General features: G+C 66.8%; 18 protein-coding genes. 9 read left to right on the top strand and 9 right to left on the bottom strand.

Going from position 1 to position 17,920, the window contains the following annotated elements; translation table 11 throughout:
* The 3 genes from H276_RS0120830 to mycP all read right to left on the bottom strand — a co-directional run.
* Positions 1-306 (bottom strand): YbaB/EbfC family nucleoid-associated protein (locus H276_RS0120830; RefSeq protein ID WP_019973221.1); only part of this gene is annotated, 306 nt, incomplete at its 3' end.
* Positions 307-405: 99 nt separating this feature from the next.
* Entirely contained in the window at positions 406-1,800 is a 1,395-nt protein-coding gene (gene eccE / locus H276_RS0120835; RefSeq protein ID WP_019973222.1) for a type VII secretion protein EccE, read from the bottom strand.
* Positions 1,797-3,146, bottom strand: a complete 1,350-nt coding sequence (gene mycP / locus H276_RS0120840) for a type VII secretion-associated serine protease mycosin (RefSeq protein WP_026357258.1) — start codon at positions 3,144-3,146, stop codon at positions 1,797-1,799. Before mycP ends, eccE begins: the two co-directional genes overlap by 4 nt.
* A gap of 282 nt (positions 3,147-3,428) precedes the next feature.
* Here mycP and H276_RS23405 point away from each other — a divergent pair, with 282 nt between their 5' ends.
* Positions 3,429-3,770: a type VII secretion target gene (locus H276_RS23405; protein WP_155943205.1), complete on the top strand. Its 342-nt coding sequence runs from the start codon at positions 3,429-3,431 to the stop codon at positions 3,768-3,770.
* A gap of 67 nt (positions 3,771-3,837) precedes the next feature.
* On the opposite strand, the gene H276_RS0120850 is transcribed toward H276_RS23405, so the two are convergent.
* The 4 genes from H276_RS0120850 to H276_RS0120865 are packed head-to-tail and all read right to left on the bottom strand — an operon-like array spanning position 3,838 to position 7,864.
* A complete protein-coding gene (locus H276_RS0120850; RefSeq protein WP_019973225.1) occupies positions 3,838-4,095 on the bottom strand; it encodes an HPr family phosphocarrier protein in 258 nt (85 codons plus the stop codon).
* Positions 4,096-4,107: 12 nt separating this feature from the next.
* Positions 4,108-6,135, bottom strand: coding sequence for a fructose-specific PTS transporter subunit EIIC (locus tag H276_RS0120855; RefSeq protein ID WP_019973226.1), 2,028 nt, complete (start codon positions 6,133-6,135; stop codon positions 4,108-4,110).
* A complete protein-coding gene (locus H276_RS0120860) occupies positions 6,132-7,100 on the bottom strand; it encodes a 1-phosphofructokinase family hexose kinase (protein WP_019973227.1) in 969 nt (322 codons plus the stop codon). Before H276_RS0120860 ends, H276_RS0120855 begins: the two co-directional genes overlap by 4 nt.
* The gene (locus H276_RS0120865; RefSeq protein ID WP_019973228.1) at positions 7,097-7,864 is read right to left on the bottom strand and encodes a DeoR/GlpR family DNA-binding transcription regulator; all 768 of its coding nucleotides are present in this window, start codon (positions 7,862-7,864) and stop codon (positions 7,097-7,099) included. Before H276_RS0120865 ends, H276_RS0120860 begins: the two co-directional genes overlap by 4 nt.
* 103 nt (positions 7,865-7,967) lie before the next feature.
* Here H276_RS0120865 and H276_RS0120870 point away from each other — a divergent pair, with 103 nt between their 5' ends.
* Positions 7,968-9,650 carry a putative PEP-binding protein gene (locus tag H276_RS0120870; protein WP_051111496.1) on the top strand — a complete coding sequence of 561 codons (1,683 nt, stop codon included), beginning with the start codon at positions 7,968-7,970 and terminating at the stop codon, positions 9,648-9,650.
* A 108-nt stretch (positions 9,651-9,758) separates the two neighbouring features.
* Positions 9,759-10,745, top strand: a complete 987-nt coding sequence (locus H276_RS0120875; protein WP_019973230.1) for a pirin family protein — start codon at positions 9,759-9,761, stop codon at positions 10,743-10,745.
* A 5-nt stretch (positions 10,746-10,750) separates the two neighbouring features.
* On the opposite strand, the gene H276_RS0120880 is transcribed toward H276_RS0120875, so the two are convergent.
* Entirely contained in the window at positions 10,751-12,892 is a 2,142-nt protein-coding gene (locus H276_RS0120880; RefSeq protein WP_019973231.1) for an FUSC family protein, read from the bottom strand.
* A 194-nt stretch (positions 12,893-13,086) separates the two neighbouring features.
* Here H276_RS0120880 and H276_RS0120885 point away from each other — a divergent pair, with 194 nt between their 5' ends.
* Both H276_RS0120885 and H276_RS0120890 read left to right on the top strand, forming a co-directional pair.
* Complete coding sequence (locus H276_RS0120885) at positions 13,087-13,722, top strand: TetR/AcrR family transcriptional regulator (RefSeq protein ID WP_026357260.1); 636 nt, start codon at positions 13,087-13,089, stop codon at positions 13,720-13,722.
* A 60-nt stretch (positions 13,723-13,782) separates the two neighbouring features.
* Complete coding sequence (locus H276_RS0120890; RefSeq protein WP_019973233.1) at positions 13,783-14,718, top strand: SAM-dependent methyltransferase; 936 nt, start codon at positions 13,783-13,785, stop codon at positions 14,716-14,718.
* Between the two features lie 76 nt (positions 14,719-14,794).
* Here the strand turns inward: H276_RS0120890 and H276_RS24885 are convergent, their stop codons facing one another.
* Complete coding sequence (locus H276_RS24885; protein ID WP_019973234.1) at positions 14,795-14,962, bottom strand: hypothetical protein; 168 nt, start codon at positions 14,960-14,962, stop codon at positions 14,795-14,797.
* Positions 14,963-15,168: 206 nt separating this feature from the next.
* On the opposite strand from H276_RS24885, the gene H276_RS0120900 reads away from it, so the two are divergent.
* From H276_RS0120900 to H276_RS0120915, 4 genes are read left to right on the top strand one after another with little or no spacing between them, the layout of a single operon-like run.
* A complete protein-coding gene (locus H276_RS0120900) occupies positions 15,169-16,032 on the top strand; it encodes an SDR family oxidoreductase (protein WP_019973235.1) in 864 nt (287 codons plus the stop codon).
* Positions 16,033-16,073: 41 nt separating this feature from the next.
* A complete protein-coding gene (locus H276_RS0120905) occupies positions 16,074-16,796 on the top strand; it encodes a class I SAM-dependent methyltransferase (protein WP_019973236.1) in 723 nt (240 codons plus the stop codon).
* On the top strand, positions 16,793-17,278 hold the full coding sequence (locus H276_RS0120910) for a DUF456 domain-containing protein (protein WP_019973237.1): 486 nt from the start codon (positions 16,793-16,795) through the stop codon (positions 17,276-17,278). The genes H276_RS0120905 and H276_RS0120910 overlap by 4 nt, the downstream gene beginning before the upstream one ends.
* Positions 17,248-17,817 carry a YceI family protein gene (locus H276_RS0120915; RefSeq protein ID WP_019973238.1) on the top strand — a complete coding sequence of 190 codons (570 nt, stop codon included), beginning with the start codon at positions 17,248-17,250 and terminating at the stop codon, positions 17,815-17,817. Before H276_RS0120910 ends, H276_RS0120915 begins: the two co-directional genes overlap by 31 nt.
* The last annotated feature ends 103 nt before the right edge of the window (positions 17,818-17,920 follow it).

Raw genomic sequence — 17,920 nt, forward strand, 5'->3', positions numbered from 1 at the left:
GGCGACGGTTTGGTCGAGTCGTTCGCGGTCGGCGGTGATGGCGGCTGAGGCTTGGGTGGTGGCTTTGTGGAGTGCTTCGTTGAGGCGTTGTTCGACGGTGGCGGCGCCCAGGCGGAGGAGGCCTTCTTCGATGAAGACCGATTTGAGGTGGTGGTGTCCGTTCAATGTCACCTCGACGGTGTTGGTTTCGTCTGCGGCGGTGAAGGTTTCGGTGTTCATTTTGTGTAGTTGGTCGTCCATGAGGGCTTGCAGTTGTTGTGCTTTTTGTAGGACTGCGGCGACTTCGGGGTGCATGCCGTCGGTCACGAGGACTCCTTTCCGTCTTCTTTGCGACGTCGTTGCGGTGCTGCAGCGATGCCATTCGGTGGGTGTTGACTGCGGGCGATCCTCTGCCATGGCAATCCCCTACTGCCCCAGCGCCGTTTGGTAACGGCTCTCTTCACGCGGATTGATCAGCTGGATCGGCAGCTGCCGGTGCCGTGGTGTGTCAATGAAGTTGGGCCGCAAGATGACTCGTCCGATTTCCTGATGCGGGTCGAGATAGGTTGTGGCATGCGGCCAGGCCACCCGGGGCACACGTCCGACTCGACCGTTGATCAACGACGCAAACTCGCGGAACTGTGGGCCGAGTGTGATCACCGCACCGGCGGCTGCCGAACGGATCAAAAACTGGGTGAAGAGCTGCGCGTCAACGAGGTTGATGCTGGCATCGACGTTGTCGAACGGCATGTACACCGGGTAGCGGTCGGCGGTCTCGCCGACAAGCACACCGGCCGATCCGATCGGGAGCTCGTAGTGCTTGTCGGCCACCGGGCTGATGCCCTGCAGCGCTGCCCGCTGGCCACCGAACAGACACGAAAACCCGCGCGGAGTAGTGGGATTGGCCAACGTCGTCAGCAGCACAGTGCTGGTCGGCGCCATTCCAGGGATGACCCGCACCCGCGTGGTGGTGTGATCGGCCCGTGCCGACCACCACACATCAGGACCACCCGCAGCGCTGTAGGCAGCGGTAAAAGTACTGCGGCCCTTGATGGCCGACCACGCTTCCTTCTCGAAACTGATTTCAGTGGCCTTGTCGTAGTCGTCGAAGCTGCGGCAGCACTGGGCATCGATCCCATGGCTGGCCAGCTGATCGGCGATTCGCGTCGTCGACGCCACCAGATACCGTGCCAGGCCCGACACTCCTGAGTCGCGGCGCTGCGCAGAGCGTTGCGTCGTATCGGGATTAGCGCGCAGCACAACCCAGGTACGCCGATTCGCCGGCGCTGGGTAGGGTCCCACCACCTGTTCGTAGAGCGCCACCAGACTGGCCGGTGCTGTGCGGCCCACCCGATGGCCGGACGACACGATGTCGGCCTCTAGGTCAGGGCAATGTGCGAGTAGCAGATCTTCGACGAGCTTGCTGCTGACGACGTCATCGGTAACAGCTGTGCCGTTGACGATCACGGTCGGGGTGAACGGCCGTGGCACCAGCTCGATCACGGAGATCAGGTAGTCGCCCTGCCACCGCACTGCGACGTGATCGCCGGGCATCACGGTTGAGCCCACCGCAGGCTCGGACGCCGGATCGGGGGTCGTGCGGTGCCGCCGGCGCCAAGAGAAGACGGCCGCGACCCAGCCGGTGAGCCGCCGACCGCGGATCGTCAGCACCGAGAACAGCGCAACGAGAGTGGCGAGCGTGATCCCCAACCACAGCAGGTGGAAGCGCATACAGAGCGCCACGCACGCGGGGATCAGCGCCGCAGCCCAGATGGCGTGGCCGGTGCTGAACCGAAAACTGAACTGGCGCAGGAGATTCATCGGCGTCGCCGCAAAGCGCGCCGGGCCATGGCGCCGACCCCGAGCACAAAGGCCAAGCCGAGACCAATGGCGACGACCATGGTTATCGGCCCACGGTCCGGCGGCGCGATGTGCACCGGCGGCGGCACTTCCTTGACCCGCATGGGGGCATTGGCGGGGCCGTCGGGGATCTCCCATGTCAACGCAGCGACGGGGTCGATCACCCCGGCCCCGACGTAGTTGTCCACGCCACCGCCGGGGTGCCGGGCGGTGGCGGTGATGCGGTTGATGATCTGCGCGGCGGTGAGATCTGGGAACCGCTGCTTGAGCAGTGCAGCCAGACCCGATACATAGGCAACCGAAAACGACGTTCCGAACAGGGGTTTGGGACCGTCCTGGTCGGCGACGGCGTTGACCGGCTGACCGTCGTACCCGAGCGCGGTGAGGTTCTCACCGGGTGCCGCTGCGCCCACCCAGGGCCCGGACATCGAAAAGTTGCTCGGCTGACCGTTCTCGGCGATGCTGCCCACGGTCAGCACCATCGGGTCATACCAGGCCGGGCTGACGATGGTCTGAACTTCCCGCCACCCCCGGGGATCGGAGGGAACCGAGGGGTCTGGTGGCGGATTCTGCGTGCAGTCGCCGCCGGTGTTGCCGGCGGCTACCAAGATCACCACATTCTTGACATTGACCGCGTAGTTTATTGCGGCGCCCAGAGTTGACTCGTCGATCCGTCGGGTGACCTTGTAGCAGGCGGCCTCGCTGATGTTGATCACCTGCGCCCCAATGTTGGCGGCGTGCACGATGGACCGGGCCAGGCTGCGGATCGACCCGGCGGTGGGGGTGTCGTTCGGGTTGTTGAGGTCCCGCTGAGCGCCCTTGGGCTGGAACATCCCCGAGGTTTGGCGCAGCGAGAGGATCCGGGCGTCGGGTGCGACACCCACGAAACCGTCGGTGGGTGACGGGTGTCCGGCGATGATGGACGCGGTCAGGGTTCCGTGGGCATCGCAGTCGGACATTCCGTTGCCGCCGGCGTCGACGAAATCACCGCCGGGTGAGGCGGGCACCCGTGGCGAACCGTTGACGCCGGTATCGATGACGGCCACAGTTACCCCGGCGCCCGTTGCGAACTTGTGCGCGTCGGCGATTCGGAGATAGGTATTCGCCCACGGCTTGTCCGCGAAGTTCGAGTTCGGCATAGCCGTGGGGCCCTTGCACTCGTAGCGCTGCTCGGTCGGTTCGTCGGGACCCAGTTGATCTGGCGGAACTGCGGCGGAATCGATCACCGGCGGATCGATGGCCCAGGCCTGCGGTGCGCTGAACATTGTCAGTAACACCGCAAGCGCCACGACGGCTACCCGCTGCACGCCTTACGCACCCCCTCGACAGTAGATTTGTCTGCCGTGTGCTGATGCACATACAGCAAACAAGTACTCGCCTGCCCCGAACCCCATCTACCTACGCCAAGCCGACTGGCTATTTGCACGCAGGCAATCATAAAGGTGTATCAGAGGCGGGAATTACGCTTTCTTGCCGGGGTGCTCGGCGAATGACAGCAAGGCCGATTGGCATACGAAACTTCTGTGAGGGGGACGGTTGTCGCGGCCATAGACTTGTCGATCAGCAAGTGCGTCAGGATCGGAGGGGCGATGACCCAGTTCAGGGCCGACACGAGTGCCGTCACGGCATGGGGACAGCAGGCCAGTAACCTCAGCGACGAGGTGGGCAGCCTCGTCAGTGGCGCGCCGCCTGCATCGGGGGTTCGGAACAGCCACGGCCCGATCGGCTTTCCTATGCAGGATGTGCTTGACGCTGCGCAGTCGGCGCGGGGTGATGCCTTGGGTGCCACTCAGTCCGCGTCGGCCAGGATCAGTGATCTGCTGCGCCAGGCCGCGCAGGCTTATGACCGTAATGATTCGGAGGCGGCCGCCCGCCTTAAGACCCAGGCCGATCGCATGGCGTCCGCTGAGGTGGAGGACGGCCGGGCGTAGAAAGCCGACCAAATGACGACTCGCACCGTTCGAGTACGAACGGTGCGAGTCGCTGTGGGACAACTACTTACGCGTCGAGGTCTTGCTCCACGAGGCCGGCGACAGTGGCGAGTGCGTCGGCGTCGTCGGATTCGACGGTGACCGATGCTCCGTTGGCGGCGCCGAGGGTCATGATCATCAGGGCGGATCCGGCGTCCACCGGCTCGCCGCCGTCGACCGAAAGAGTCACGGGTACACCGGCGTTGACGACAGCTTCGGCGATGACGGCGGCGGGCCGGGCGTGCAGGCCGATGGCGGAGCCGACGATGACGGTCTTGCTGGGCATTGATTCTTCTCCTTAGGTGGTGGCCAGCGCCGGGGCATCCGACGTGGTGATGGTGGGTTTGGCGAATTGCTTGGCCGCGATGACGGCCAGGGCGCTGACGACGGCGCCGGCAGCGAGTGCGACCAGGAACCACAACAGGTTTCCGATCGCGAAGAACACGAAGATGCCGCCGTGCGGGGCCTTCGAGGTGACGTCGAACGCCATGATGAGGCCACCGGTGACCGCACCGCCGAACATCATTGACGGGATGACCCGGAACGGGTCGGCTGCAGCGAACGGGATGGCGCCCTCGGAGATGAACGAGAGGCCCAACAACCAGGCGGCGCGGCCGTTTTCACGCTCGGGCTCACTGAACAGCCCGGGCCGCAGCGTGGTTGCCAGCGCCATGGCCAAGGGCGGCACCATGCCGGCGGCCATCACGGCGGCCATGATCCGCAGCGATGCAGGGTCGGCGACGTTGAGTCCGGCGGTGGCGAACGCGTAGGCGGCCTTGTTGACCGGCCCGCCGAGGTCGAAGCACATCATCAGACCGAGGATGACACCGAGCAGGACCACCGAGCTGCCGGAGAGCCCACCCAGCCAGTTCGTCAGGCCCGAGGTGATGGCGGCCAGCGGCCGGCCGAGCAGCATGAACATCAGCAGGCCGACGATGAGCGACGCGCCGAGCGGAATCACCACGACCGGCATCAGCCCGCGGAACCACTTCGGCACCTTGAAGGAGCTGATCCACAGCGCGGCGAAGCCGGCGATCAGACCGCCGACGATACCGCCGATGAATCCGCCGCCGACGAACACCGCCACGGCTCCTGCGGTGAAACCCGGTGCGATACCGGGCCGGTCGGCGATTGCAAAGGAGATATAGCCGGCCAGCGCGGGCACCAGGAATCCGAAGGCCAGCCCGCCGAGACTGAACAGCACCGCCCCCAGGTATTGGGTGAAGCCGCCGCTGGGCAGGTTGGTCAGCGTGTTCGTGGTGGCGATGATGTGAGCCAGCGAATCCGTCTGCCCGGCAGGCTTGTTGGCGATCTCGTATCCGCCGAACAGGAAGCCGAGTGCGATCAGCAGACCACCAGCGGCGACGAACGGGATCATGTAGCTCACGCCGGTGAGCAGGATCTGCCGCAGCCGGGTGCCCCAGCCGATGCCGCCGGCGGTCGACGGGGTGGCGGACGCGGCGGCATCGCCGGCGACTCGTGCAGCATTGGGATCGCCCGCGGCACTGACGGCTTCGGCGATCATTTTGCCGGGTTCGTTGATGGCGCGTTTCACACCGGATGCGATGACGGGTTTACCGGCGAAGCGCTGTTTGTCCTTGACTCCGACGTCGGTGGCGAAGATGACGGCATCGGCTTCGGCGATGGTCGAGGCGGCCAGCGGTGTGCTGCCGGACGAACCCTGGGTCTCCACGGTGAAGTTCACGCCGGCCTCCTGGGCCGCGTACTTCAGTGCGTCGGCCGCCATATAGGTATGGGCGATTCCGGTGGGGCAGGCGGTGATTGCCACGATGGACACGGTCTTGGGCGCGGCCGTCGGAGTCGTTGACGCCGGAGCGGCGGCTGCGGCAGGAGCGGGTGCGGCGGCGGGCGCCGGGTTCACCACACCGTCGACGAGCGTCACGATGTCCTCGGCGGATGCGGCGCTGCGCAGCGACGCCACAAACTCTTTGCGTACCAGCGCCCGGGCCAGGCTGGACAGCAGTTTCATATGTTCGGCACCACCGGATTCCGGCGCTGCGATGAGGAACGCGAGATCGGCCGGGCCGTCGGGCGCACCGAAGTCGACCCCGGGGGACAGCCGGGCGAACCCGATCGTGGGCGTGTCGACGTATGGCGACCGGCAGTGCGGGATGGCGATGCCCCCGGGCAGTCCGGTGGCGGACTGCGCCTCGCGGGCCAGTGCCGCACCGATCAGTCCTTCGGTGTCGGAGGTACGTCCCGCCGCGGCGAGTGCACCCGCCAGGCGGCCGATGACGGCTTCCTTGTCGCCGTCGACGGCCACGTCGAGCAGGACGAGATCTGGGGTGATGATCGGTTGGGTCATAGCGGCACCTTCGTGGCGTGGATACGGATGGCTTCGAGATCGAGTTGGTCAGGGGTGGGCAAGGCAGATCCGGGTAGGGCGGCGGCGGCGCTGCCGTAACCGACGGCCATGCGCAGCCGTTGCGGTGGTTCGGCGCCGTCGACTGTGGCACGCAGATAACCGGCAAGGGAGGCGTCGCCGGCTCCGACGGTGCTGCGCGGGATGATGGGAGGGGGCGTCGCGTGCCAGGCGCCGACCCGGTTGACGAGTACGGCGCCGGCCGCGCCCAGCGTGGCCAGTACTGCGCCGACGCCGCGGTCGATCAGTTGCGTGGCCGCTGCCACGACCGGCCCTTGATCGCCCTGGGCGGCAGCGTGTTCCAGTTCTTCGGCGGAGCCACCGACCAGGTCGGCCAGTTCCTCGGCATTGGGTTTGATCAGGTCGGGCGCGGCGACGTCGAACGCCGCGGCCAGCGCCGCCAGCGGAGCTTCGGAGGTGTCGATCGCCACCAGGCAGTCGAGCGGTGCGAGCTGCGCTGCGATGCGGGCGTACCAGTCGACGGGTGCTCCGGGTGGCAGCGATCCCGACAGCACGACCCACGATGCCGACTGGGCCTGCTGCACCACGCAGTCGGTCAGGGCGCTCAACGATACCTCGTCGAGTGACGCCCCGCGTTCGTTGAGTTTGGTTGTGGTGCCGTCATTTTCGGTGATGGCAAGGTTGGTGCGGACCGGTTCGTCGATCGGCACCGCGGTGAACGGAACCTTGCGGGTACGCAGCGCACCCAGCAGCGGATCGTCGTCGGCAGCGGGCAGGACGGCCAACACGTCGACGTCGGCCAGGATGAGGGCGCGGGCGACGTTGATGCCTTTGCCGCCGGGTTCGACCGTGACGGTATCGACACGCTGCACCGCGCCGCGGGTCAGCGGGTTGGCCAGGGTGACGGTGCGGTCCAGGCTCGGATTGGGGGTCACGGTGACGATCATGCAATCACAACTTCGACGCCGTGCGAGGTCAGTTCGGCGCGGTCGGCCGGAGCGATATCACCGTCGGTGATCAGGGTGTCGACCTTCTCGATCGGGGCGAAGCTGACGAAATCCTCCCGGCCCACCTTCGATGAGTCCGAGGTCACCACAACGTAATTGGCGGTGGCGACCATGGCGCGTTTGACTGCCGCCTCATCGGAGTCCGGCGTGGACAGGCCGTGCCGCGCGGTGATGCCGTTGGTGCCGATGAATGCAACGTCCACCCGCAGCGTGCTCAACACGGCCAGGGCCTGCTCCCCGACGGCGGCCTGGGTCAGGCCGCGTACCCGTCCACCGAGCAGTTGCAGCGTGACCGTCGGGATGACGGCCAGTCGGGCCGCGATGGGCACAGAGTTGGTCACCACGGTCAATTCCCGGTCCGTGGGCAATTGGGCGGCGAGGCGCGCCGTGGTGGTTCCGGCGTCCAGCAGCACTGTGGCGCCACTGAGGGGCAGGAAGTCCAGGGCTGAGGCAGCAATCGCATCCTTTTGCTCCGCACGGGTGGTATCGCGCTCGCCGACTCCGGATTCGACCAGGTGAAGCGTACGGGCGGGGACGGCGCCGCCGTGGACACGGCGCAACAGGCCGGCCTTGTCGAGCACGGCCAGGTCGCGGCGCACGGTTTCGGTGGTGACGTCGTAAGTCTGTGCGAGTTCCGCAACAGAGGCGCGGCCTCTGCTCATCACCAGCGTGGCGATGGCCTGCTGGCGTTCTTCGGCGTACATGACCCTCCCGTTTGTGTGGGTTAGATCGTAATTAAATGTTGACATATGTTGTTTTACGCTTATTCGTGTTGACTTGTCAACGGTTTCTTGTAATGTGTCTCACATGAGTACTTCGTCTCCCGTTACTTCACACGTCGTCCTACGCGGTGTCCCCGTGGTGGGCGGGGTGCAATGTGGGCCCGTGATCCGTCCGGGCAGGCTGCCCGTCATCGACGCGCCGGCAGGTGACGTCGATGAGCCCCAGCGGCCGGCGGAAGCCGCGCGCTTCACCGCCGCCGCGACAGCCGTCGCCAACCGCCTGCGTGACCGGGCGGCGCACGCCACCGGAGCGGCCGCGGAGGTGTTGGCCGCCACTGCGACACTGGCGCAGGATCGGGCCTGGCTGGGCGCTGCGGAGAAGCGCATCGCCGGCGGTGCGCCCGCAGTGCGTGCGGTCGACGGGGCCGTCGACCAGTTCGTGGCGCTGTTCACCCAGCTGGGGGGATTGATGGCCGAGCGAGTCACCGACCTGCGGGACATCCGCGATCGTGTCGTCGCCGAACTGTCGGGTCTGCCGGAACCGGGAGTGCCGCTGCCGGACGTGCCGTCGATCTTGTGCGCGGAGGACCTCGCACCAGCTGACACCGCGGGTCTGGATCCCTCGCTGGTGATCGGGCTGGCGACCACGCTGGGCGGGCCTACCAGCCACACTGCGATCATTGCCCGCCAGCTGGGCATCCCGTGTGTCGTGGCGGTCGGTGGGCTCGATGATGTCGCCGTCGGTACGTCGGTGCTGCTCGACGGTACGTCGGGCACTCTCACCGTCGATCCGGATCCGCTCGAGGCGGCGAGGGCGGTGACCGCTGCTGAACACGCAGCCGAGCAGGCGCGGCGGTGGACCGGCCCGGGTGCGACCGCCGACGGTCACGTCGTCGCCGTCCTCGCGAACGTGCAGGACGGTGCCGCGGCCCGCGCGGCCCGTCAGACCCCGGCCGAAGGTATCGGCCTGTTTCGCACCGAGTTGTGCTTTCTGAACCGCGACACCGAGCCCACCGTCGACGAGCAGGCCAAGATCTATGGCGAGGTGCTCGACGCGTTCGTCGGCCACAAGGTGGTGATCCGCACGCTCGATGCCGGTTCGGACAAGCCGCTGAAGTTCGCCGGACATCCCGATGAGGCCAACCCGGCACTCGGAGTGCGGGGCATCCGGATCGCCGAGGGCAATCCGGGGTTGCTGCACCGCCAGCTCGAGGCCATTGCCGCCGCGGGCGTTGCGTCGGGTAACCAGCCGTGGGTCATGGCGCCCATGATCTCCACCGCGGCCGAAGCGGAAAGCTTTGCCGCCGCTGCTCGTTCATACGGATTGACGCCGGGCGTGATGATCGAGGTGCCCGCCGCGGCGCTGCTGGCCGACAAGATCCTCGATCACGTCGACTTCCTGTCGATCGGCACCAATGACCTGACGCAGTACACGATGGCCGCCGACCGGATGTCTGCCGATCTGGCCACGCTGACCGACCCCTGGCAACCCGCGGTACTCGCGCTGGTGGCGATGGCGGTGCGGGCCGGCGCGGCGGTCGGTAAGCCGGTGGGTGTGTGCGGCGAGGCGGCTGCCGACCCGCTGTTGGCCTGTGTGCTGGTGGGCCTCGGTGTGACGTCCCTGTCGGCCGCCTCGGCTGCGGTCGCCGCGGTCGGCGCGAAGCTTGCGCAGGTCAGCCTGGCGCAATGCCGCGCGGCTGCGGACGCGGTGTTGGGGACTGCGACGGCCGCCGAGGCGCGGGCTGCCGCTTTGACCCTCCTCTCCTGACGGCGACGCGCGGCAAGGGGCGGCGGCGAGGAGTAAAGCACCCGCGCGGAATAATCGGACTGCAGTCCGGTTATAGGGGTATCAGTACAGATACCCCAGGAGGTACAGATGCCAGCCATCACCGCCGACACCCTGACTCTGCCGCGCATCGCGGCACCCAAGGCGTCGGACACCGAACGCCCCGTTCGGTCCATCACCACCGGCCCGCGCGGCTACGAGGGCGAAGGATTCCCCGTCGTGCGTGCGTTCGCCGGGGTCAGCGCCGCCGACCTCGACCCGTTCGTCCACATGGACCAGATGGGTGAGGTGGAGTACCAGCCGGGTGAGCCCCGTGGCACCGACTGGCACCCGCACCGCGGCTTCGAAACCGTCACGTACATGATCGACGGCCGGTTCGCCCACCAGGATTCCCACGGCGGTGGCGGCCTGATCACCGATGGCGCCACCCAGTGGATGACGGCCGGGGCCGGCATCCTGCACATCGAGACCCCGCCGGCTGAACTCGTCGAGAGCGGCGGAACATTCCACGGCATCCAGCTGTGGGTGAACCTGCCCCGCAAGGACAAGTTCGCGACGCCGAGGTACCAGGCCATCGAGGGTAACGAGGCCAAGCTGTTGTCGTCGCAGGACGGCGGCTCGCTGGTGCGCATCGTCGCCGGCGACATCGAAAGTGAAACCGGGCCGGCACGCGGTCCTGGTGCTACGCACACGCCGATCACCATGGCCCACGCCACGATCGAACCCGGTGCGCAGCTCAACCTGCCATGGAACCGCGAGTTCAACGCACTGGTCTACGTCCTGAGCGGGCGCGGCAGCGTCGGCCCGGTCGCACACCCCGTCCACCAGGGTCAGCTGGCCGTGTTCGGGCCCGGTGACCGCATTACGGTGACGGCCGAGGGCACCCAGGATTCGAACCGGCCCGCGCTGGAGATCCTGCTGCTGGGCGGCCGGCCGATCCGGGAGCCGGTCTTCCACTACGGCCCGTTCGTGATGAACTCCAAGGCGGAGTTGATCCAGGCCCTGGAGGACTACCAGTCCGGCAGGTTCGGCCAGATTCCGCCGAACGCGCTGATGCCGCACCGGCCGTTTGACTGACGCGGCTACTGCATCGTCTCGGCGGGCTGTGGATACAGCAGTTCCAGCTCGCCGAGGTTGGCGGCCACCGTCACCAGCGGCAGCGCGGCCGAGACCGCGAGGTCCTCACCAGTGGACTCGGAGCGCAGACACCGCACGAGACTGTCGCTGATCGGCGGCAGCGAGCGGGTGTCGCCGCCGACCAGTCGCGCACAGATCGCCTGCGCGTGCATCTCCAGCACATCTCGTGTCCGCTGGTAGGTGTCATGTGGCGGCGGTACGACATCGGTGATCAGCTCCGCGGCCGCCCGTACCCGAATCGCCCGGTTGGCCGCCTTCACCACCGGAGCACGCAGGTCAGAAGGCCCGCCGTTTTCTGAAAGATAATGGCGCACCGAGTCATCCAATATGCGGGTCGCCTTCAGCCCGTCGTAGCTGAGCGCGATCACCCGGTCGTTCGCCTCCTCGGACGCGCCCCGGGTCGCCCGCAGCACCGCAGCCCGCAGGAACTTCGCCCCGACCGTTCTGGCGTCGTTGATCGCCTTGGTCACCGACGCGGAAGCGCCCCGCGGCCACAACAGCAGCGATACCACGATGCCGACCGACGCACCGACCACCACATCCTCGACCCGCACCAGGCCCACCCGCCAACCGGTCGGCACGATCAGGTTGAAGTTGATCAGCACCATCATGGTGAAGGCGGCCTGCCCGGCCGTGAACGACATCACCCCCGGCACATACGCCGAACCGAACGCCACCACCGGCAGCAGCAGCCACAGCACCACCGGATCCACGCCGACCAGCTTGATCACGATCGCACCGAGCACGAAACCCACCGCCGTACCGGCGACTGCCCGCAACACACGCGTCCCGGTGGCCAGCGCGCTGCTGCGCAACACGGACATGGCGCCGAGCACCACCCAGAATCCGTGCTGCACCGGGAACACGTGCGTGACCGTGACGGCGACGGCCAGGCCGATCCCGGTACGCAGACTGTTGCGCAGCACCACGGCCCGCGTGGCCAGAAATCCTCTGGCGATCGCCGCGACCGCGACGGTCTCCGGCATCACCCAGTCCGCAGCGCCGGTCTCCGGCAGCCGCAGTCCCAGCACCCGGGCCCACACCGGTCGCGCGTCGGCCAGCGCGGCGTTGCCGATGACGCGTCCGGTCACCGCGATGGTGGCCGAGGTCGTGCGCCGCTTGAGCAGCGTGCGGCCGACTTCGACGGCAGTCTCGTCGTCGGGCGCGTCGAGCACTGCGATGACGTCCTCGCGGTAGGTGCCTCGCGCCACCGTTCGCTGCTCGGCGAGGGCCGCACGGAGATCCGCGCCATGGGCTGCCCGCTTGCCGACATCGTGGATGCTCAGTACCGCCGCACTGTCGCGCAGCACCCGCACCGCCGTGGCGCGCATCGGACCCAGCAGGTCTCCGGTGCCGCCGGTGACTTGGTCGGTCAGCCAGCCCAGATCGTCGACCACCCGCACCAGGGCCCGGCTGCCTGCGGTGAGCGCCACCGGCCGGTAGTCGGCGCCGAGAAAATTTGCGTACAGGGCGTTCATCGCCCGGGTGACGTCGCGGCCCGATGCGGTGCCCTCCAGGCGGTCGGCGAGCAGCTGGCACACCTTGGCCGCATTGCGGCGCAATTCATCGTGATGGCGTGGCGGGAACAGGAACAAGGCTGCGGGCACGCAGACCACCAGCGCGATGAGCCAGCCCAGCAGCCGGTCGGGAATCGGACCGACCGGTGTACATGTCGGTAGTACGAACATCAGCAGGGTGGCGCGCTGGCCGGCCGCGACGATCTCGCTGAGCACCCCCGAGAACGACACCACCACGCCCACGATGAACATCGCCGCGACGCTCAACCACGGGTGCGGCGCCAGCAGCGTGCCCAGTGTGATCAGCACGGCGCCGTTGAACGCGAGGCCGCAATAGGCCAGCGCACGGGCGGCCCGGTTGCCGGGGAAGTCGGCGGTGATCAGCAGCGAGACGGCGCCGAAGATGCTGAACAGCGGGGTCTGCGAACCGGGCCCGACGATGAAGCCGAGGGCCGCTGCGATGGGAATGACGATGGCGGCCCGTGACGCGCGCCGCAGCGCGTCGTGTTCGGGGTCGCGGTCACGGATCCGATCTACTGCCCGGTGCCAGAGCTCACCCGGGTTCAGCATGACTGCCGATGCTAGCCGGGCGATTGATCTGGGGCGCCGGAGTACGGCTCCCGGAGGCGATGTCGGCCAGCCAGGACATCATCGTTTCTCGGTCGGCCAATTCCCCTCCTGATGTTTGCTGAGCAGGTCTGAGACGGCGTCGCGGCGGCAGGTGTTGCGACCAATGCCCGGTGTGTTGTGGCACACTTTGTCATGTGGCGCATACCGCGAGCCGGGGACCAGGACGTCCCCCCGCAGCTAAGGCTGCAGAGACCCGTGAGCGCATCTTGCGTGCTGCTCTTGAGGTATTCAGCGAACTCGGATACGACGCGGCCACCTTCCAGGCGATAGCGATCCGGGCCGATCTGACCCGTCCGGCGATCAATCATTACTTCGGCAGCAAGAGTGTGCTCTACCGCGAAGTGGTCGAGCAGACGAATGCGTCGGTGATTGCCGCGGGTATTGCCAGGGCACATGAGTCCGCGACGCTGCTCGGCCGGTTGTCGGCCTTTTTCGCTGCCGCGATGGACGCCGATTCAACTGACCGGTCGACAGCGGCGTTCCTGGTCACCTCGGTGTTGGAGGCCCAGCGGCACCCCGATCTGATCTCTGAAGAACACGATGCGTTGAAGAGTTCGCGAGCCTTCGTGTCGTGGGCGGTCGACGATGCCGTCAAGCTCGGCGAGCTGAGCGCCGACACCGACATCCCGGCGATCGTGGAGATGCTGATCGCGGTGATGTGGGGCATGGGTTTCTATGCCGGATACGTCGGTAATGCCGATGAACTCGGAGTCGTCGTCGACAAGTTCGAACTGCTGATGGCCAACAAACTCTGGCAGCTGCGCGACTGACATGTGAGCTGGGCCATGCCAGCCCGTAGCCTGCCTAACTTACTGAGTAGCATCGGTCAGATGAGCTCACTGCGTAGTCATGACGACACCTGGGACATCGCCACCAGCGTCGGTGCCACGGCCGTCATGGTGGCCGCCGCCCGCGCCGCCGAAACCGAGCGCGAGGATCCGCTGATCACCGACCCGTACGCCCGCGTACTGGTCACAGGAGCCGGCACCGGCATCTGGGAAACTTTGTTGGACAAGGATTTTGCCGCCAAGATCGAGTCGGCCGATGCCGAGGCCGCAGCGATCTTCGAGCACATGGGCAACTACCAGGCGGTGCGCACGCACTTCTTCGACGCGTACTTCGCCGACGCCGTGCAGGCCGGTATCCGGCAGGTCGTCATCCTGGCTTCTGGCCTGGATTCGCGGGCGTATCGGCTGGACTGGCCCGCGGGCACCGCGGTGTACGAGATCGACCAGCCCAAGGTGCTGGAGTACAAGACAGCCACCCTGGCCGACCATGGTGCACAGCCGTCGGCCGAGCGGCACGAGGTGGCCATGGACTTACGTTTCGACTGGCCGAAGGCGTTGCGGGAGGCCGGCTTCGATCCGGCCAAGCCCACGGCTTGGCTGGCCGAGGGCTTGCTGATGTATCTGCCCGCCGACGCCCAGGACCGCCTCTTCGAGCAGATCACCGAACTGTCGGCGCCGGGCAGCCGGGTCGCGGCCGAGACCGCGGGACGCACGGCCGAGGAGCGGCGCGAGGAGATGCGGGAACGGTTCGCGCGGTTCGCCGCCCAGTTCAACCTCGGTCAGGCCCTCGACATCCAGAACCTGATCTACGACGACCCGGATCGGGCCGACGTCACCGGGTGGCTCAACGAGCACGGCTGGCAGGCCCACGGCTTGCATTCGCTGGCCGAGATGCGCCGGCTGAACCGGTCCGTCGAATCGGAGCATCTGCGCGACGACGACGCGTTCTCGACGTTCGTGACGGGTGAGCGCTCGTAGAAATAGCGCAACAAAAAAGCGGGGCAACCGGATGTTCGCCGGTGCCCCGCTTTCCATGTCGTCAGTGGCTATGTCGTCAGTGGCTCTGGTGGACGGAGGTGTCGACCTGCGGCACGCTCACGTGCGGACCGATCTGGTCCAGCCAGCTGTGGTGGTCCACCCCCGCCGATGCCGGTCCGGCCAGACCCAGAACGGCTGCGGCCAGTCCGCTTGCGATGACTGCGGTGAATCCGAACTTCTTCATTTCTTTTGCCTCTTCCTCTTTTGTTTTCCTGACTCGTTCAACCGAAAGCGACCCGCGGTGATTTCGGCTCGCACGGCTTTGGCAGCAATTGATGGGCGGTTGGCAGAATCGACCGAGTGCATTGCGGACCCGGCTCAGCGATGCCGAGTTGGCCGCCGTATACAGGGGACGGCTACCCGCGAGCCCCTTTGTGAGAGAGGACCCTCATGCCCGGAGTGCAGGACCGTGTTGTCGTCGTCACCGGAGCCGGCGGCGGTCTGGGACGTGAATACGCCCTGACGCTGGCCCGCGAAGGTGCCAGCGTCGTCGTCAACGACCTTGGCGGCGCCCGCGACGGCACTGGTGCCGGACACAACATGGCCGACCAGGTGGTCAGCGAGATCAAAGAGGCCGGCGGTCGGGCCGTCGCCAACTACGACAGCGTGGCCGAGCCCGCGGGTGCGGAGAACATCGTCAAAACCGCGATCGACGAGTTCGGCAAGGTCGACGGCGTCATCAGCAACGCCGGCATCCTGCGTGACGGCACTTTTCACAAGATGACTTATCAGAACTGGGACGCTGTGCTCAAGGTGCACCTGTACGGCGGTTACAACGTCATCCGCGCGGCATGGCCGCACTTCCGCGAGCAGAGCTTCGGCCGTGTCGTCGTCGCCACCTCCACCAGTGGCCTGTTCGGCAATTTCGGCCAGGCCAACTACGGCGCCGCCAAGCTCGGCCTGGTCGGCTTGATCAACACGCTGGCCCTGGAAGGCGCCAAGTACAACATCAAGACCAATGCCGTCGCGCCGATTGCCGCCACCCGGATGACGCAGGACATCCTGCCACCCGAGGTGTTCGAGAAGCTCACCCCGGAATATGTCGCCCCGGTGGTGGCGTACCTGATGACCGAGGAACTGGCCGACACCGACTCGATCTTCATCGTCGGCGGCGGCAAAATACAGCGGACAGCGCTCTTCCAGAACGACGGCGTCACGTTCTCCGACGGCGTGCCGTCGGTCGACGACATCGCTGCCAAGTGGGACGAGATCACCAACCTGTCCAAGGCGCAGCAGGCCAGCTTCAAGCTCTGAAGCGGCCTCGGCCGAGCGAGTTCGGCACGTAGCGTGGAGTTGTGGACACCGCATCGAGTGGAGCATTGCGCAGGGCACTGGATCTTCTCATCGATCCGCCGGCCGAACCCGACGTCAGCAAGGGGTATCTCGATCTGCTCGGCGCGGCCGGCAGCGACACCCCGAAGAACTCCGGGGCGATCCAGAAGTTGTGGGCGTCGCCGGTGGGCTCGATGCTCTACGACCGCGCCCAGGTGCTGGGTCGCAAACTGTTGGCGGCGTGGCAGGAGCCGACCGAATGGCTGAGCATCCCGTCCGGTGGTACCGCTTTGGACGTCGGTAGCGGCCCCGGGAACATCACTGCGGCACTGGCACGCGCGGCCGGTGCCGGCGGGCTGGCCGTCGGCGTCGACATCTCCGAGGCCATGCTGGCTCGCGCGGTGAAAGCCGAGGCCGGACCTCAGGTGGGGTTCGTGCGTGCCGACGCGCAACGGCTGCCGTTCCGCGACGAGTGTTTCGACGCGGTGACCTCCATCGCCGTCGTCCAGCTGATCCCCGATGCCGAGGCCGCGTTATCCGAGATGGTGCGTGTGCTGCGGCCGGGCCGCCGTATGGCCGTCATGGTGCCTACCGCCGGGCGAGGCCCCGCGCGCTTGCTCTCGAAGGGCGGCGCGCGGTTCTTCGGTCAGGACGAGATCGGCGACCGGTTCGAGCAGCTCGGTCTGATCCGGGTACGCACCAAGAGCATCGGCTCCATTCAGTGGGTGCGCGGCCAGAAGCCGTGAGCACTGTTGGAGTCATTCTTGTCGCGTTGGCCATCGCCGTCGGCCTCATCGGCATCGTGTTGCCGATCCTGCCGGGCGGCCTGCTCGTGTTCGCCGCGATCGCGGTGTGGGCGATCGTCGAGCACACCGCCGTGTCCTGGGTCACTCTTGGCGTCGTCGCGGCACTGTTCATCGCTACCGAGGTGGTCAAGTACCTGTGGCCGGTGCGCCGTATGCGGGCCGCCGACGTCCGCACCTGGAGTCTGGTGGCGGGCGGGGTGCTGGGCATCATCGGGTTCTTCGTCATCCCGGTGCTGGGTCTGCTGTTCGGTTTCGTCATCGGGGTGTACCTGGCAGAGTTGTCGCTGCGGCGGGACCGCCGCCGGGCCTGGGCGTCGACGGTGCACGCGGTCAAGGGCGTGGCCCTCTCGGTCGGTGTGGAGCTGACCGGTGCGCTGCTGGCTACTATCGCGTGGGTGACGGGATTGGTGTTCAGCAGTTGACTTCTCCGCAATGGATTCTCGACGCGTCCGACGGCGAGTTGCTCCTGCACACGGGCGTCACCGGGACCGCGGCCCGCATGGGTCACCGGTTGACCATCGCTGTGCGGTCGTGGCGGGCGACGGTGACCTGGGACGGCGACCGCCCCTCCGCGGTCGAGCTGACGATCGATCTCGATTCCCTGGACGTGCTCACGGGCGAGGGCGGCGTGACGCCGCTGTCCGGCGCCGAGAAGAAGCTGGTGCGGGCCAATGCACTGAAAATATTGCAGGCCAACAGGTTTCCTCAGACGACGTTTCGCTCGTCCTCGATCGAACAGGCCACTGACACATTGCGGCTCGTCGGAACCCTGGAGATCGGCGGCCGCCGCAGCGAACAGACCGTCGATGTCCATGCGGTGCGCGACGGTTCGGATTGGCGCATCTCGGGTGAAGCGGTTGTGCGGCACACCGACTACGGCATCAAACAGTATTCGATGTTGATGGGCGCAATGAAGGTGACCGACGAGGTGCGGGTGACGTTGACCGCGACGCACGGTTAGCCAGCTGTCACATCAGTAACAGGATTCAGAGCGGTGTCAGTGTGCCCGCCTGTTGGCGACAAAGTCGCCCGGTGGTGGACAAGTGGATATTTTGGGCGGCAAC

Origin of the sequence: Mycobacterium sp. 141, assembly GCF_000382405.1 — a bacterium.
Classification (GTDB): Bacteria; Actinomycetota; Actinomycetes; order Mycobacteriales; family Mycobacteriaceae; genus Mycobacterium.

Bases quoted from the DNA above. Each gene is read 5' to 3' on its own strand.
- H276_RS24885 (WP_019973234.1), bottom strand. From the start codon at position 14,962: ATGAAGAAGTTCGGATTCACCGCAGTCATCGCAAGCGGACTGGCCGCA.
- H276_RS0120850 (WP_019973225.1), bottom strand. From the start codon at position 4,095: ATGCCCAGCAAGACCGTCATCGTCGGCTCCGCCATCGGCCTGCACGCC.
- H276_RS23405 (WP_155943205.1), top strand. From the start codon at position 3,429: ATGACCCAGTTCAGGGCCGACACGAGTGCCGTCACGGCATGGGGACAG.
- H276_RS0120890 (WP_019973233.1), top strand. From the start codon at position 13,783: ATGAGCTCACTGCGTAGTCATGACGACACCTGGGACATCGCCACCAGC.
- H276_RS0120855 (WP_019973226.1), bottom strand. From the start codon at position 6,135: ATGACCCAACCGATCATCACCCCAGATCTCGTCCTGCTCGACGTGGCC.
- H276_RS0120870 (WP_051111496.1), top strand. From the start codon at position 7,968: ATGAGTACTTCGTCTCCCGTTACTTCACACGTCGTCCTACGCGGTGTC.
- eccE (WP_019973222.1), bottom strand. From the start codon at position 1,800: ATGAATCTCCTGCGCCAGTTCAGTTTTCGGTTCAGCACCGGCCACGCC.
- H276_RS0120900 (WP_019973235.1), top strand. From the start codon at position 15,169: ATGCCCGGAGTGCAGGACCGTGTTGTCGTCGTCACCGGAGCCGGCGGC.
- H276_RS0120875 (WP_019973230.1), top strand. From the start codon at position 9,759: ATGCCAGCCATCACCGCCGACACCCTGACTCTGCCGCGCATCGCGGCA.
- H276_RS0120865 (WP_019973228.1), bottom strand. From the start codon at position 7,864: ATGTACGCCGAAGAACGCCAGCAGGCCATCGCCACGCTGGTGATGAGC.
- H276_RS0120860 (WP_019973227.1), bottom strand. From the start codon at position 7,100: ATGATCGTCACCGTGACCCCCAATCCGAGCCTGGACCGCACCGTCACC.
- H276_RS0120880 (WP_019973231.1), bottom strand. From the start codon at position 12,892: ATGCTGAACCCGGGTGAGCTCTGGCACCGGGCAGTAGATCGGATCCGT.